This is a genomic window from Pseudozobellia thermophila (assembly GCF_900141855.1).
Taxonomy (GTDB): Bacteria; Bacteroidota; Bacteroidia; order Flavobacteriales; family Flavobacteriaceae; genus Pseudozobellia; species Pseudozobellia thermophila.
Genome location: NZ_FQYU01000005.1, coordinates 54457 through 70213 on the forward strand (window position 1 = coordinate 54457; position 15757 = coordinate 70213).

Sequence of the window (15757 nt, forward strand, 5' to 3'; positions counted from 1 at the left end):
AGTCAAAAAGGATAAGGAGAAGAGCTCTGAGCATTTTTTAGTAACCTTTCTGTCTTTTATCGCAGAAAAATCGAAACAATGGAAAACAACAAAGAAATGAGAAAATGGTTGGATGACCTAGGCTTGGATCATCCATTGGTCATTGCCGGGCCATGTAGTGCGGAGACCGAAGAGCAGGTATTGGGCATTGCCCATAGTTTGAAAGATACCGATGTAAATTACTACCGCGCCGGTATTTGGAAACCCCGTACCCGACCCGGGAACTTTGAAGGGGTAGGGGCCTTGGGCCTTAAATGGCTGCAACGCGTCAAGGAGGAAACCGGAATGAGGACGGCTACCGAAGTGGCCAACAGGGCCCATGTCGAATTGGCCCTTGAGCACGATGTCGACCTATTGTGGATCGGTGCCCGGTCTACGGTGAGCCCCTTTATCGTTCAGGAAATCGCCGATGCCCTCGAAGGAACCGATAAGGTGGTCTTGATCAAAAACCCGGTGAATCCGGATCTATCGTTGTGGTTGGGTGCCGTTGAGCGTTTGGCCACCGCCAATATCAAAAACCTTGGGGTGATCCATAGAGGGTTCTCTACCTATGCCAAGACCAAATACCGCAACATACCCGAATGGCAGTTGGCCATTGACCTGCAGACCCGTTTTCCCGATTTGCCCATCATCAACGATCCATCGCACATCACCGGTAAGCGCGATATGATTTTCGATGTGTCGCAAACCGCGTTGGACCTTAATTTCGACGGGTTGATGATCGAAACGCACCACGATCCCGACAATGCGTGGAGCGACGCCGCCCAGCAGGTAACCCCTGACAGCCTGGTGCAGATCATGAGGGATTTGAGAATAAGAAAGGAAAGCGACAGCGAGGCCGAGTACAATTCCAAATTGAACAACTTGCGGGCACAGATCGATATACTCGATGGCCAGTTGATCGAGACCATGGGCAAACGGATGAAGATTTCCGATAGCATTGGGGCCCTTAAAAAGGAAAAGAACGTGGCCGTACTCCAATCGAACAGATGGAACCAGATTTTGGGAGCCATGATCTTGGAAGGCGAATCACAAGGGCTCAGCGAAGAGTTTGTGTTGAAAGTGTTCAAGGCGATACACCAAGAATCGATCAACCACCAAGAGAAAATTATCAAAGGATAATCGACTCGCGGACTCTTGTATTATACCGAAGAAGCGATCTGGCGGGGAACAGCCCTACCAGATCGCTTCTTTTTGATTGTGACGGTAAAAAGGAGGGATCAATCCCTCCTAAATACATAGCGGGTTATAAAGATACCCTGTCCGTCATTTTGGCCCGCATCGGCCTCAACCGCACTGGTGACAAACACTAGCTCCCAGCCCTCTGCGGCCATGTCGGTAAGTTTTGACGAGATGACCGCATCGTTCGCCGCAATGTTCTGAAAGCGTATGCCGGCGATGTTGTAAAAGTTCAAGAGCTTGGTTTCCTCGAAGTTTTTGACGCGTATCTCCCCGCGTTTCGACTTGTTGCGGGTGTTGTCGTCCTCCGTTTGCTCAGAGGTGAACTCCTCGTAATTCTTGTCTTCGCGCGCGTCGATTATCCTCGACCTTCCCATACCACTGGGTACGATCGATTCGACGCTGGTTATCACTTTAAATTGTTGGGCCTCTGATTGGCCAAGGGCCGCAAGGGCCAAGACGGTGGTTAAAAGGATGTTTTTCATTTTTAAATATGGGATTAAAATTTGCATTAAAGACAATCGGCGACCCGAGGGGTTGCCTCGTTTTTTGGGGTGTCGCGTTTTTCGGGGGGCATTCATGGGCAGTCCCGTAACCTTATAAGTCGCTTTATATAAAAGTATTGCTTTTCTTTGTAGCCTAAATGAAGTAAATGTTAGGAACCGTATACAAATCTACTGGCAGTTGGTACACCGTTAAGGCGCAAAATGGTGGGTTTTATGAGTGCCGAATAAAAGGTAAGTTTCGCATACGGGGCATTAAAAGCACCAACCCCATTGCCGTTGGCGATCAAGTGGAATTTGATGTGGAGAAAGTGGGCGACGATGCGGTCGGCGTTATCCACGAAATAAGGGACCGTGCGAATTACATCGTTCGCAAGTCGGTCAACCTTTCGAAACAGACCCATATTATTGCGGCGAACCTCGATCAGGTCTTTCTTTTGGTCACCTTGAACAACCCCACTACCTACACCATTTTTATTGACCGCTTTTTGGCAACGGCGGAGGCATACGAAGTACCGGTGGTCTTGTTGTTCAACAAAATCGATACCTATAACGAAGAGGAATTGGCAGAGATAAAATACCTGGCCGCCCTCTATCGCAAGGTAGGCTATACCTGTATCGGCATTTCGGCCAAGACGGGCAAGAACGTGGATAAGGTGAAAGAACTGATGACAGGTAAGACCAGCATGTTTGCCGGGCATTCGGGGGCGGGGAAATCTACCTTGGTCAATGCCCTTGAACCCCAGCTGCAGTTGAAGACGGCCGAAATATCGGAACAGCATTTGCAAGGACAGCACACCACTACCTTTGCCGAAATGTACGATTTGGGTTTTGGTGCGAGGATTATCGATACCCCGGGAATCAAGGGTTTCGGTATCGTTGATATGGAGAAGGAGGAAATCGGGGATTACTTTCCCGAATTTTTTGCCCTAAAGGGAGATTGCAAGTTCAACAACTGCCTGCATATCGACGAACCCAAATGCGCGGTCAAGGAGGCTTTGGAGAAGGAAGAGGTCGCATGGAGCAGGTACCGGAGTTACGTACAGATGGTAACCGGTGATGAAGATAACTATAGGGTCGACATTCACGATAACAAAAAATAATTCATCTTTTTCGACAACAGTATCATATGCGCGCAGTAATTCAACGGGTGGCGAGGGCCAGCGTAACGGTAGATGGAAAAAAAATCTCGGAAATAGAAAAGGGACTTCTGATACTTCTGGGTATAGAAGAGGCCGATGGCCAGGAGGACATCAAATGGCTGTCTCGAAAGATATGCAACCTGAGGATATTCAACGATGCCCAAGGGGTGATGAACGAATCGTTGATCGATATCGATGGTGGGGCCATTGTCGTCAGCCAGTTTACCCTTCATGCCTCGACCAAAAAGGGCAATCGTCCCTCGTATATCAAGGCCGCCAAACCCGACGTGGCCGTACCCCTTTACGAAGGCTTCGTACAACAGATCGAGGCCGATCTGGGCAAAAAAGTGGGAACCGGTATTTTCGGGGCCGATATGAAAGTCGACTTGTTGAACGATGGGCCGGTGACCATTGTCTTCGATACAAAGAACAAAGAATAAGGGCATTTTGTCGAAAATTTATGGAATTATGTAGGAAAAATAGGTGTTTTGTTGTTGACCAAAGACCAACCATACCACATCAATGCGCTTATTTTTCTTACTTCTCTTGTTATTCAACGTACTAGGTGCTATCTCACAAGACCCGAATTACAGTTCACTTTTATTGGATGGAAGTTTGACCAGGAATGCCGACGCGGTAATTCGACAGGATGAGATGGTCGTAGACCTCCTTTCCCAAAAAAGTATGGTCATCAAGCGAAAGAAGGTCGTCACCGTATTAAATGAATCGGGTGATAAATACGCCGTGGCCTTTGTAGGATACGACAATGGGCGTAGGGTGAAAAATATTGAGGCACGGGTATACAATGCTGCCGGCGACCAAATCGAAAGGATTAGGGAAAAAAACTTTAAGGATGTAAGTGCCGTGGATGGCGGCACGCTTTATTCCGATTCCCGAGTGAAATACTACCCCTATACCCCCATTAACTATCCCTATACCTTGGAATTTACCTATGAGGTATCAACCAAGAATACGGGCGAACTGCCGGCGTCTTGGCAATTTTTGGAAGATTTTAGGGTGAGTACCGAGAACAGTTCCATCAAAATCAATTTCGCAACACCCGATTTAAAGCCTTTGACGAAGGAAATCAACCTAGAAGGTGTCGAAATCTTTAAAGAGGAAAACAATAACAGTATCCTGTTCCAGGCCAAAAATGTGGAAGCGATCAAGGAAGAGGGGATGTGCCCTTCCTTTTTTAAGTTGGTGCCGCAGATACGGATCAGGCCGGTCAATTTCCACTATGAAGGTTACGATGCAACCATTAACGACTGGAACGATCTGGGCGTTTGGATGTCGGACAACCTGTTACGCGGAAGGGATGAACTTCCCGTAGCGACCGTATCAAAGGTGAAAAAATTGGTCGATGGGGTAGAGGATGACCTGGAAAAAGCCAAGATTATTTACAAATACGTACAGGAGAATACACGCTATATCAGTGTTCAGGTGGGTATAGGCGGTATGCGGCCCATAAGCGCAATCGATGTAGACCGTGTTAAGTACGGAGATTGCAAGGGGCTTTCAAACTACACTAAGGCCCTTTTGAAAGCAGTGGGGGTAGAAGCCTATTACGTGCATGTCGAAGCGGGCAGGGAGCAGGTGGATTTCGATGAGGAATTTGCCGATCTGGCCCAAGGTAACCACGTTATCTTGGCCATCCCCTATAAGGGTCGCTATTATTGGATCGACTGTACTTCGTCGGTGCATCCTTTCGGATTTGTCGGCGACTTTACCGACAACAGAAAGGCCTTTGTCATCAAGCCCGATGGGGGCGAGATCGTTTCGACACCGGCATATCTTGACGAACAGAACTATCAACTGACCAAGGCATCGTACAGGTTACAGGTCGACGGGAGTATAGAGGGAGATGTGAGGATCGATACCTATGGGATTCAATACGACGATCGATTTACCTTGGCCGAGCGGTCGGACGATAAGGTGAAGGAGCACTATAAAGACTATTGGAATTACGTCAATAATCTGACCATAGGTTCCTATCGATTTGAAAACGACCAAGACCAAGTGCATTTTACAGAACACTTGTCCGTTGACGCCGCCCATTATGCTTCCAAAAGTGGGGATAGGTTGATCTTCGCCGCCAATGCCTTCAATAAGTACGGTTTCGTTCCTGTCCGCTATAGGAACCGTCGGCTTCCCTTTGAAATACAACGGGGCTTTATGGACGAAGATGAAATAACCATCGGTATTCCCGAAGGATATGCCATCGAGGCCATGCCCGAGTCCATTTCAATCGAAAACAAGTACGGTAGGTATGACCTTGCCTTTGAGCTACTTGACGGAAGCATAAGGCTTAAAAGAAAACTGCTGGTCAAATCGGGTATGTATCCCAATACCGAGTACGACCGGTTTCGAGATTTTTTAAAGAACGTTTCAAAATATGACAACGCCAAAGTAGTAGTAAAACCCATGTTATGACACGAATCAAGAATATACTGTCGGTAATCCCCTTGTTTTTAATTGCAGTCTTACAGGCCCAGGAAGTAGAGTTCGGGGAAATAAGCAAAGAGGAACTGCTGGAAGAAAAATACGAGCTTGACCCCGATGCCGAGGCAGCGGTGCTTTATAGGAGCCAGAATACCTACCTGCAATCCAGTGGCGGCGGGGCCAGGCTCATTACAGAGGTGCACGAACGCATAAAACTGTATTCGAAAAACGGCTTCGGGCACGCCACGGAAACGATCCACCTGTACAAGGGAAAATCGGCACGCGAAACGGTCGGTAAGATCAAGGCGTTTACCTACAACTTGGTAAACGATAAGGTCGTAAAGTCGGAACTTGACAAGGACCAGATTTTTGAAAACGAGTATAGCTATAGCTACGATCAGGTAAAGTTTACCATGCCCAATGTAAAGGAGGGGTCGGTCATTGAATTTATGTATAGGATAAATTCACCGTTCATTTGGAACATCGACGAGTTTCGCTTTCAACGCGATATTCCCATCAAACGTTTGGAAGCCGAGTTAAGAACTCCCGAGGGGTTTAATTTTAAGCAGACCCACAAGGGCTTTATATTCTTTACGCCCAGTACCGAAAAAAAAATGGACAATCGTCTGGGTATGGATGTGGTCGTAACCCGATTCGACCTAAAGGATATTCCGGCCCTGAAGGCCGAAAGTTATGTCGACAATATCGACAATTATCGCTCAGGGGCCCTGTTCGAACTTGTCTCTGTCGATATTCCAGGAACGGTTTACAAAAGTTATTCCCAAAGTTGGGGAGACGTGGCAAAGACCATAGGAAGTTCGAGCGATTACAAGAACGAATTGGACAAGACCCGCTCCTTTAAAAATGAACTCGACCCCTTGTTGCAGGGCAAAACGAATCAATTGGAAATCTTAAAACTGCTTTTTAAGTATGTAAAGGAGCAGATTACGTGGAACGGGGTCGATGGAAAATCCTTTCAGAACGGTATAAAGACCACACTCAAGGAAAAAAAGGGTAATGTGGCCGATATCAACCTCCTTTTGGTCGCTATGCTCAGGTATGCGGGTATAAAGGCCAATCCGGTAATATTGAGCACCAAGGACAACGCCATTCCCCTTTTTCCTACACTGGACCGGTTGAACTATGTCATAGCCCATGCCACGATCAACGGCAAGGATTATTATATGGATGCTACCGAAGAGTTCAGCGACGTCAACCTATTGCCCATCAGGGACTATAACTGGGGCGGCCTATTGGTCGATAACCCCAATAAGGTGTGGAAGCACATCGGCCGTATCGCCCCCAAAAAGGCCGACAACATGCATTTGCTCAAGGTGGTTGTCGGTGCGGATGGCACCATTGAGGGAAGCTACCAATCTAGATTGACCCATCATTCCGCATATCAATTCCGCGAAAGATATAAGGAGAAAGAAGAAGATGAGTTCTTGAATGACCTCGAGCGTAAACTTTCGAATATCGAAATTTCCGGATACGAGGTAAAAAATGCGGCTGGCTATGAAGGGAATGTTACCGAATCCTTTACATACGAAATGGAAAACGGCGCCGATATCATAAACGATAAGATCTACTTTTATCCCTTGGCCTTTTTAAGGAAGGAGGAAAACCCTTTTAAACTCGAAAAGCGCGAATATCCGATCGATTACGGGTTTCCTTTTCAAGACCGGTATATGGTCGAAATTACCCTGCCCGAAGGGTATGTGGTAGAATCGCTTCCCAAGAACATTGTGATGAACCTACCCGACAATTTGGGGAAGTATAAATACGTGATCCGGCATATGGGCAATAAAATCCAATTATCCACGATCTTCGATATAAATAGTGAAATCATTTCGGCGGTCAACTATTTGGACCTTAAGGAATATTACAATCAAGTTATCATAAAGGGATTGGAACAAGTGGTTCTGGCAAAGGCGGCCAATGGTCGGGACACCGGCTCAACGGGAAACAAATGATCGCTGACCATCCCGAAAACGCTACCATTTAAGAGGGGCGGTATTTGTCCGGGATATAGGTGCAACTTCAACATGTGTTCCAAGGACAGGTCAAATCCTTTCTTAAACTCTAGACCTGCTTGCCCTGGCTTCCGCTTCTCTTTTTCGGGAATCGGTTATGCCCAAGGCCTGGTGGTTTTTAGCAAGGGCAATTATAATGGGGTGATACGCTCCTTGGGGCCTATCCTCCCCAAATACCTCATTTGACTTTATGTGGCCCCGTTGCCGATGACGGCTAATGGTTTCTCATTAGCCAAATTTCGGCTACTTGGGACCCTCGCTCACCTTCACCGCAAGTCCATTTGAACAGGACTTTTCCATCGGCGACCGCCTCTTGTGGTACACTGAATTCATAAATGGGCTTTTCGCCTGTCTTGATAAAATCGTGGACGGGGATCTCGTCGGCCACCATTCTTATTTTGGAAGGGAAGCGCCCCGTATAGGCGACCCTTATGGTGTACGAACCCTTGGGGTCTAGCCGGTCATAAACGATTTCGAGGGGCTGGTCGTAAAGGGTGGTAACTTGTTGCATCCATGCCATGGGCGAAGCTTGCCCCTCAAAGCCTATGGCGGTTATTTCGTGTACCCATTCCTCTCCTTTGAGGCCAATGCCAAAACTGATGCGCGGGGAGGCCAGATTGCCTGGGTCCGCTTCACGGGGGACATCCGATTTTATTCTCGCCCAACTTTTTGGAGACCCAAAATTGTCATAGAATCCGCCAGGTCCCGGATCTGTTCTTCGCAGCATCCGGTCGATCTCTTTCAACCTGGTATCTTCGCGGTCATAGGCTTCGATGGCCCTAAGTTTGTCGTTCATCCACATGGCATCGTTCAGGGGCAGGTCGATATTATCGATGAAATTGCCGCGTCCGGCGGCCGCATTGTGCTTGTTAACCGTTAATTGTGCCCCAATGCTTTTAAACAAGGAATCGGCCAAGGCAAAACAGCGCTCCCTTAATTCGGGATAGACAGGTTCGGTAACGGCTTTGCGCAATATTTTCCGGGCCTCGCCGATTGCGGCCAAGGAACCTATGTCCTTGGCTTGGGCCAAGGTTTCGCGTGCAGCCTGCTCCAATTCGGTTTCGTAGATCAACCTTCTATAGGTATAGGCGTCAAAATAGGCACGTATAAGGCCCATTTGAAAGCGGGGATTGGCCATAACCTCTTCGGGGGCATTCGCCTCCATGGCCTGCCATTGGTGCAATGTGCGCATAACGCCGTCGTTTACCAATAACGGACCTTGGATATTTCGCTCCAGATCAATGATCCCTTGGGCGACCGCTTCGGTATAATCGGGACCGATAAAATACCGGGCATAATCCCGCAATGTTTCGATGACCGGGGTGTCGGGGTCCCAATCTTGGTCACTCCACACAAACTTGTTGACATCGTCGTTGGTTCCCTCGGAATAGCTTATGCTTCCCTGGGCATATTCGTCAAGGGCATTGTGGATCATTTTCTCGTCGGTAGGCCTGGGATTGATGCATTCCCGCCCAAGGGTGATGGCATAGGCCAAATCCCATTTGGGAATTGGGTATTGACTGCTTAAACTATGGGTAATATCGGGATATCTTCTTATCGGAATCGTAGGATGGATCAATTTCCTGATTTCTTGTAGAGGTGTTTTGATCCACGGCCCGAAAACGACACCCCCCAACCAATCGGGTTCTTTGTTGACGTTCTTGTAGAAGGCATCGAACCATTTTTTTGTGGGTCTGAAAACCTGGGGCGAAACCCAAATTTTTGCTTCAGGATGGTATTGGCGTAACACGTTTGACACTTTTTGCAGCCATTCGAACAGTTCGTCGGGTTCCAATTCGCCTGGATCGCCGCCGGGAACGAACAGGGCATCCAATTTGGGCAAGGCCTTAAAAACCGTATGCCGTTCCTTGAGTTCCTTTTGTATGGAATCTTTATGTGAATAGTCTTGGCCCATATTGGGGTACCACATCCATACATCCATACCATAGGATTGGCCTATTCTTGATTGCTCCGCTATCATGTCGATGGGCGGAACCTTCATATGCACGCTCGTAGGGTCGTCGTCGGTTCTCGGAGGTACGATTTCGATGCTATTGGCTCCGAAAATGGCCAGGTCTCGAATATAATCGTCAAACTGTTTTGGCGAAAATGCATCGTAGGCATTGGTTTTTGGCCTATATCCCAATTGGTGGCCCCGAATCGGGTACCTAGGGGTCGAGGCCATGTTTAGGTCGACGGGCACTTTTATGCTCCCTTTTCGCAGGATCATTTTACGCAATACTTTTCCGATACCGTACAATACGCCACGGGCATCGTGCCCGACTACCAAAACGGTATTGGTTTCGGGCGCAACGGCAATTTTATAGCCTTCCCTTCCGATATCGGGCAGGTTCGAAATGGTTTTTCTATATTCCAATGGAAATGGGGCCAATTGCCCCTCGATACCAATGGCTATGATGGGACCTTGCCCTTTGGGCCATGTATGGCTTGTGCCCAGCTTGATCTGGCTTCTTTTGTACACTTCTTCCTGTAAGACTTCGACCGATTTTTTGATTAGCTTGTCTTTTTTCTCGAAATGGATAATTCGGGAACCGCTGACATCGATGGTTTGCGAATGGCCTCCGTAGGCGGCCATCACGAATAAACAGATGCCCATAACGAACGGGTTCAAAAAACGGATCTTGTTACACGTTGTTTTCATTCGATACAATTGTATAGGAGGGTTAGGGAGGTTTTGCAGGTTATATGGCCAAACCGGGGTTTTCGGCCTGGATGATTGTATCGCCGGCAGCTGTCTTTATCAGTGCCAGGTCTTCCCTTAGCTTTTGTCCAAAGAGAAACATATCCGAACTGTGCAGTACGATATTGGCTCCTTCGCCTATCCATTTGATCTGGCGATCGGGGCCCGCAGGGAAGTGGATTCCTGCGGCAAGGCCTTTGTTCCGTGCCTTCTGTATTACGTTCTTTACCGTTTTTTCAAAATCGGGGTGATCGTATTGTTCGGGAAGCCCCATATTTATGGAGAGGTCATGGGGTCCGACGATAATGCCGTCCAATCCTTCGACTTGTAGGAGGTCGTCCAGGGCATCAACCGCCACGGTACTCTCTATATTTATAAGGCACAGGCTTCCCCTGTTAAAATTTTCGATGTAGGCCTTGAGTTCGGGCTTTAAGGTTTCGTCCCCATTAATGACATTCTGTAGGCGTACTCCCTTAAGGGGGCGGTATTTCGTGGCCCCGACCATTTGCCTTACCTGGGCCACGCTCTCGATATAGGGGGCGAGGACGGCCATGGCCCCGGCATCTTTGACCATACAGGCTGTATATGGATCCGGACTTGGGATCCTGACGATGGGGGTGATGTTCCGGGCATTGTATACTTGGCAAAGAAAGGTAAGTTCGGTTCGGTCCATGGGAATATGTTCCGTATCCAAAAAAACAAAATCCAGGCCCGCCGTCTCAACAACCTTGGACCAAATAGGGGAAGTGGAAAGAATACAGGTTCCGTAGACCGTGGCACCGTTCTTTAATTTTTGTGAAAGGCTATCTGTCATCATTCTTAGGGTTTTTGTAAAATGGATATGAACTTAATTTTTTGTTTTTAGGGGATGAAACCGAATTATGGCCGCTTTGCTCCCAAATGCTTGAAGGAACCTTATAAAATTCCGTCCTTCGATTCGATCAACGGTGAATTCGGTAAGTAAAAAACAGACTTTTGTTTGTGGTGGCTATAGGCCTACCGGAAACACTGTTGCTCTTTAGTTGCCGTCAATCGCATCGGGGTCCCAAATCGTACATCCTATATAGCGTTCAGGGCTTTCGTTGTCTTGAAAATAATAGACTGTGGCCACCTTGCCATCGGTACGTTGTACACTTCTTACGTACCCGATGTCGCGACCTGACCCATCGTTTCTCAAAACAATTTCATTCCCCCAGGTCCGACCCCGGTCATGACTTATTTTTGCCCGGATTCCGTAGGGTTTTGCCCGGTAGCCATAAGTCAGGCACAGTCGGCCGTCATGTAATTTTATAAGGCTCGGGGGGTTCCCTTCGCCAAGGTCTTCGACCGGTCGGCCGAGGTATTCCCAACTCTGGGCATTGTCTTTACTGAGCCAAGAGTCTATGTAGCGACTGTTTTTTCTCTCTTTGGGGGTCAATTCGTTCCAATCGGTCGATTCTTCCCTTACGCGGGAGGTCAATAGTAATTCGGTATCGGACAAGCGGACGGTCGAGGGCATTATCCTGAACCCTTTTTCGGGTTCTTCCCCGACCCATGAAACCAACTGCCACGACATACCCCCATCATCGGTCCTGGCCACAAATACCCGGCCTTCCTGATTGTTCGTTTTGGCGGCCGTCAAGAATGCCATGCAACTATCGCTGTCTTCGATCATGTAGTCGATACGGGCGGCGATTTTATCGTTTCCATCTACCTCTAGGCCATAGGGGCCCTTCCAAGTGTGTCCCTTGTCATACGAATAGTAAAAGATAGATGGCCCCGAGTTCATGTCGAGCATCCAAAATTTCAAAACAAAGCCCGGCCGTGAAAAATCCATGGGCTCCTTAAGTTGGGCGATCGGCCTCATACCCTCCGGGTCGGGCTCGGTACCGTGCAACGAGGCTCCCCGTGCTATCATGATACCCTTTTTGGAAGGGTCTTCGATACGCCACGTCTCGCCTCCATCGAGGGAGCGGGCAAACATGTGTTCCTCCGGTCTTTCCCTATCGATATTGTGGAGCTCAGGGCCCAGGTCCTTGTGGTATCCCCTGGCAAAACCAACTAAAATTTCATCGCCCCACTGCCAAATGCCATTATTGGCAGGCCATCCCGCAAACCGTCCTTTTTCATGATATACCTTGACGTGCTCGATGTTGTTTTCATTGGGGCCCTTGCAGGAAACCTGTAAAACGGCAACGAATAGCAGGGGCAAAAATGAAGGTATATGTCTCATCTTATTTGAGGTATTATAAAAAAACTGATAAAATTTTACATCAACTTGTGGCAGATTAACAGCCTTTTCTTAACTCTCTATGGTATCCATATATTAACCCAAGGACCAAGACCCACCACTAATTTCAACGGGGTTTCGATGGCCCCGACAGGGCGATTTCCCCATAAAGGAAAAGTGGGGTTGTCCTCGTCTAAAAGTGCTGTGCCAATATATAATTATAATTTTTGGCCAAAGGTTAATATATGATATGTTCGGCACAAAATTTTTGCAATCAGGCTCCGGGCAAGGGGACCGACTGCCTTTCCAAGGGCGAAGTTTTGATGGTATGGGTATGGTAATGAACCTACCCGACAATTTTTTGTAAATACAATTATGTAATCGGGATACCGCCCATAAAATCCAATTATCCGTTATCTTTGAAATAAATAAATCGATCGATTTGAAAATCGACTATTGAGATTTTAAGGAATAGTACAATCAAGTTATACCAATGGGCCCGGAATAGGTGGTCCTGGCAAAGAAAACCCATGAGCATAAAAAAGGCACAACAAGACGTAGACGATTGGATAAACACCCACGGGGTGCGTTATTTCAACGAACTGACCAATATGGCCCAACTGACCGAGGAAGTAGGGGAAGTGGCCCGGATCATAGCGCGCAGGTACGGCGAGCAAAGTGAAAAGGAATCGGATAAAAAAAAGGACCTGGGCGAAGAATTGGCCGATGTCCTCTTCGTTACCCTTTGTTTGGCCAACCAAACCGGAGTCGACCTACAGGAGGCCTTTGATAGGAAATTGGAGTTGAAGACCCGTCGCGACCACGATCGCCACCACAACAACGAAAAGCTGAAATAATGGTATATTTGCCGCTTTAATCGACGTCGCCGATTTTATGAGGTTCTTTTTCCTCACCAATTTGCGGACCTAACCCCTTAAACGACCAAATACTTTTGAAACTACACCTATCAGCCCCACCGGAAAACTTGTTGAATTCAAAAATTCAGATTACGGGCTCCAAGAGCGAGACCAACCGTTCTTTGTTGTTACAGGCCCTGTACCCGAATATTAGAATCGAGAATATTTCGAATTCGGATGATGCCGAGGTAATGCAAAAGGGGCTGAAGGTGGCCCAAGGTACCGTCGATATTCACCATGCCGGAACGGCCATGCGCTTTCTAACGGGCTATTTTGCCTCGCAGGAAAACAAGGAGGTTGTGTTGACCGGGTCTAAACGGATGACCGAAAGACCGGTCAAGGTATTGGTAGAGGCCCTTCGCGAACTAGGGGCCGATATAGCCTATGAAAAGGAAGAGGGGTATCCGCCGATACGGATAAAGGGTAAAAGGATAAGTAACAGCAAGGTGAGCTTACCGGCCAATATAAGCAGTCAGTACATCTCTTCCTTGCTGTTGATGGCCCCCAGCCTGGAAAACGGACTGGAGTTGCAGTTGGTGGGAAAGATTACCTCGGTGCCCTATATAAAAATGACCTTGGCCCTGCTCTCCCAGATCGGGGTCGACAATTCCTTTGAAGGCAATACGATCAGGGTTCTTCCCAAGGCCTCGGTCGATGATGTTACCTTGGTCGTGGAGTCCGATTGGAGCTCGGCCTCCTATTTTTACAGTATTGTGGCCCTTGCCGACATAGGGTCTGCCATTACCTTGTCCTCTTATAAAAAAGACAGTTTGCAGGGTGATAGCGTGTTGGCCAAAATTTATAGGGAACTTGGGGTTGAAACGAGCTTTGAGGGCAATTCGATAAGGCTGGTAAAGACAGGCGGCCCCCAATCCGATAACCTTGACGTAGATTTGGCCGATGCGCCCGATATTGCCCAAACCATTGCGGTTACCTGCTTTGGTATGGGAATGGGGTGTCGTTTGACAGGCCTGCACACCCTTAAGATAAAGGAAACCGATCGCTTGGAAGCCCTGAATACCGAACTCTCCAAACTCGGGGCCCCGATTTCGGTAAGTGATAAGGACCTGACCCTATTGCCTTCAAACAAGATAAACAAGGATGTGGCCATAGATACGTATAACGATCATCGCATGGCCATGGCTTTTGCCCCCTTGGCCTTGAAAACCGATCTGTACATAAACGATGCGGAGGTGGTTTCAAAATCGTATCCCGATTTTTGGGGCGACCTGGCGAAACTTCGCTTCCTTGTCGAGGAGATGGAATAGGGGCCTGGGGGCAGATAGTTCTTTTATTCGCGTAAATAGGGGGTACGAGTGGGGTTTTCGGGCCTTTGGCCCCAAACATGGAATATAATCATCGATTTACTTGACAACCCCTGTTCGCACATCGTATATTTGCAGCCGCAAAACCTTTAACCAAATTCTTAATGGCATAGGCCTGTCTAAAGTCTCCGCATGTCGGGGCTATTTTTTTTGGCCGACTGCTTATTTGGGATAAATAACACGTAAACGCAACATGAAATTATCACACTTCAATTTCGAGCTTCCTGACAATTTGTTGGCCGAGTATCCTGCTGAGAACAGGGACGAATCGAAACTAATGGTCATTCACCGCGAAACGGGAAAAATCGAGCACAAAATGTTCAAAGACCTCATTGACTATTTCGATGAAGGCGATGTCATGGTGTTGAACAACACCAAGGTCTTTCCGGCACGGCTTTATGGGAACAAAGAGAAGACCGGGGCCCGTATAGAAGTGTTCTTGCTGAGGGAGCTCAACGAAGAGCAGCGCCTTTGGGATGTGTTGGTCGATCCGGCACGTAAGATCAGGATCGGGAACAAATTGTATTTCGGCGAAGATGAGACCCTAGTGGCCGAGGTTATCGACAATACGACATCACGGGGAAGAACCCTTCGTTTTTTATACGACGGGTCGTATCTCGATTTTAGAAGAAAGCTCAGGGAACTGGGCCAGACCCCCTTGCCCAAGTACATCAAAAGGGAAGTGGAACCCGAAGACGAAGAGCGTTACCAAACCATTTACGCCAAATACGAAGGTGCGGTTGCCGCACCGACAGCGGGACTTCACTTTAGTAAGCATCTGCTAAAAAGGTTGGAAATCAAAGGTGTCGATTTTGCCGAGGTTACCCTTCACGTAGGTTTGGGGACCTTTAATCCCGTTGAGGTAGAAGACCTTTCAAAGCATAAGATGGACAGTGAGGAATTGGTCATTGACGAAAAGGCGACCCAAATCGTTAACAATGCCAAAAAGAACAAAAGGAAGGTATGTGCCGTTGGTACTACGGTCATGAGAGGGCTTGAAAGTGCGGTTTCGTCGGAGCATACTTTGAACACTTTCGAAGGGTGGACCAACAAGTTCATTTTCCCTCCCTACGATTTTAGCATAGCGAATTGCATGATTACCAATTTCCATTTGCCTAAATCGACACTCTTGATGATGGTTTCGGCCTTTATGGGACACGATTTGATGAAAAAGGCGTACAAAGAAGCGATTTTGGAGCAGTATAAGTTCTATTCGTACGGCGATGCCATGTTGATCATATAATCATAACAATACGATTGCCTAAAA

Annotated in this window: 12 protein-coding genes; 8 read left to right on the forward strand and 4 right to left on the reverse strand. The window is 47.7% G+C overall.

What is annotated here, in order from left to right; genetic code table 11:
* Nucleotides 1–78 precede the first annotated feature (78 nt).
* Nucleotides 79–1161, forward strand: coding sequence for a bifunctional 3-deoxy-7-phosphoheptulonate synthase/chorismate mutase type II (locus tag BUB37_RS13475; RefSeq protein ID WP_072994350.1), 1083 nt, complete (start codon nucleotides 79–81; stop codon nucleotides 1159–1161).
* 98 nt (nucleotides 1162–1259) lie between these two features.
* Here BUB37_RS13475 and BUB37_RS13480 read toward each other — a convergent pair whose 3' ends face one another.
* Nucleotides 1260–1703 (reverse strand): hypothetical protein, encoded by a 444-nt coding sequence (locus BUB37_RS13480; RefSeq protein ID WP_072994351.1) that lies wholly within the window; start codon nucleotides 1701–1703, stop codon nucleotides 1260–1262.
* A gap of 167 nt (nucleotides 1704–1870) precedes the next feature.
* Between BUB37_RS13480 and rsgA the strand changes: the two genes are divergently transcribed.
* From rsgA to BUB37_RS13500, 4 genes are all read left to right on the forward strand, one after another.
* A complete protein-coding gene (rsgA, locus tag BUB37_RS13485; protein ID WP_072994352.1) occupies nucleotides 1871–2824 on the forward strand; it encodes a ribosome small subunit-dependent GTPase A in 954 nt (317 codons plus the stop codon).
* Between the two features lie 26 nt (nucleotides 2825–2850).
* Nucleotides 2851–3303, forward strand: a complete 453-nt coding sequence (gene dtd / locus BUB37_RS13490; RefSeq protein WP_072994353.1) for a D-aminoacyl-tRNA deacylase — start codon at nucleotides 2851–2853, stop codon at nucleotides 3301–3303.
* Between the two features lie 82 nt (nucleotides 3304–3385).
* On the forward strand, nucleotides 3386–5296 hold the full coding sequence (locus BUB37_RS13495) for a DUF3857 domain-containing protein (protein WP_072994354.1): 1911 nt from the start codon (nucleotides 3386–3388) through the stop codon (nucleotides 5294–5296).
* The gene (locus tag BUB37_RS13500; RefSeq protein WP_072994355.1) at nucleotides 5293–7278 is read left to right on the forward strand and encodes a transglutaminase domain-containing protein; all 1986 of its coding nucleotides are present in this window, start codon (nucleotides 5293–5295) and stop codon (nucleotides 7276–7278) included. Before BUB37_RS13495 ends, BUB37_RS13500 begins: the two co-directional genes overlap by 4 nt.
* Nucleotides 7279–7552: 274 nt before the next feature.
* Here BUB37_RS13500 and BUB37_RS13505 read toward each other — a convergent pair whose 3' ends face one another.
* From BUB37_RS13505 to BUB37_RS13515, 3 genes are all read right to left on the reverse strand, one after another.
* Complete coding sequence (locus tag BUB37_RS13505) at nucleotides 7553–10000, reverse strand: type 1 glutamine amidotransferase family protein (RefSeq protein ID WP_072994356.1); 2448 nt, start codon at nucleotides 9998–10000, stop codon at nucleotides 7553–7555.
* Between the two features lie 40 nt (nucleotides 10001–10040).
* Nucleotides 10041–10856 (reverse strand): HpcH/HpaI aldolase family protein, encoded by an 816-nt coding sequence (locus BUB37_RS13510; RefSeq protein WP_212635295.1) that lies wholly within the window; start codon nucleotides 10854–10856, stop codon nucleotides 10041–10043.
* 201 nt (nucleotides 10857–11057) lie between these two features.
* Entirely contained in the window at nucleotides 11058–12251 is a 1194-nt protein-coding gene (locus BUB37_RS13515) for a sialidase family protein (protein WP_072994358.1), read from the reverse strand.
* A 527-nt stretch (nucleotides 12252–12778) separates the two neighbouring features.
* Here BUB37_RS13515 and BUB37_RS13520 point away from each other — a divergent pair.
* The 3 genes from BUB37_RS13520 to queA all read left to right on the forward strand — a co-directional run bounded on the left by BUB37_RS13520 (nucleotide 12779) and on the right by queA (nucleotide 15733).
* Nucleotides 12779–13105 (forward strand): nucleotide pyrophosphohydrolase, encoded by a 327-nt coding sequence (locus BUB37_RS13520; protein ID WP_072994359.1) that lies wholly within the window; start codon nucleotides 12779–12781, stop codon nucleotides 13103–13105.
* Between the two features lie 95 nt (nucleotides 13106–13200).
* Complete coding sequence (locus BUB37_RS13525; protein WP_072994360.1) at nucleotides 13201–14433, forward strand: 3-phosphoshikimate 1-carboxyvinyltransferase; 1233 nt, start codon at nucleotides 13201–13203, stop codon at nucleotides 14431–14433.
* Between the two features lie 250 nt (nucleotides 14434–14683).
* Nucleotides 14684–15733, forward strand: coding sequence for a tRNA preQ1(34) S-adenosylmethionine ribosyltransferase-isomerase QueA (gene queA / locus BUB37_RS13530; protein ID WP_072994361.1), 1050 nt, complete (start codon nucleotides 14684–14686; stop codon nucleotides 15731–15733).
* Nucleotides 15734–15757 lie beyond the last annotated feature (24 nt).

Bases quoted from the DNA above. Each gene is read 5' to 3' on its own strand.
- BUB37_RS13520 (WP_072994359.1), top strand. From the start codon at position 12,779: ATGAGCATAAAAAAGGCACAACAAGACGTAGACGATTGGATAAACACC.
- BUB37_RS13515 (WP_072994358.1), bottom strand. From the start codon at position 12,251: ATGAGACATATACCTTCATTTTTGCCCCTGCTATTCGTTGCCGTTTTA.
- BUB37_RS13475 (WP_072994350.1), top strand. From the start codon at position 79: ATGGAAAACAACAAAGAAATGAGAAAATGGTTGGATGACCTAGGCTTG.
- dtd (WP_072994353.1), top strand. From the start codon at position 2,851: ATGCGCGCAGTAATTCAACGGGTGGCGAGGGCCAGCGTAACGGTAGAT.
- BUB37_RS13495 (WP_072994354.1), top strand. From the start codon at position 3,386: ATGCGCTTATTTTTCTTACTTCTCTTGTTATTCAACGTACTAGGTGCT.
- BUB37_RS13480 (WP_072994351.1), bottom strand. From the start codon at position 1,703: ATGAAAAACATCCTTTTAACCACCGTCTTGGCCCTTGCGGCCCTTGGC.
- BUB37_RS13505 (WP_072994356.1), bottom strand. From the start codon at position 10,000: ATGAAAACAACGTGTAACAAGATCCGTTTTTTGAACCCGTTCGTTATG.
- rsgA (WP_072994352.1), top strand. From the start codon at position 1,871: ATGTTAGGAACCGTATACAAATCTACTGGCAGTTGGTACACCGTTAAG.
- BUB37_RS13500 (WP_072994355.1), top strand. From the start codon at position 5,293: ATGACACGAATCAAGAATATACTGTCGGTAATCCCCTTGTTTTTAATT.
- BUB37_RS13510 (WP_212635295.1), bottom strand. From the start codon at position 10,856: ATGATGACAGATAGCCTTTCACAAAAATTAAAGAACGGTGCCACGGTC.
- queA (WP_072994361.1), top strand. From the start codon at position 14,684: ATGAAATTATCACACTTCAATTTCGAGCTTCCTGACAATTTGTTGGCC.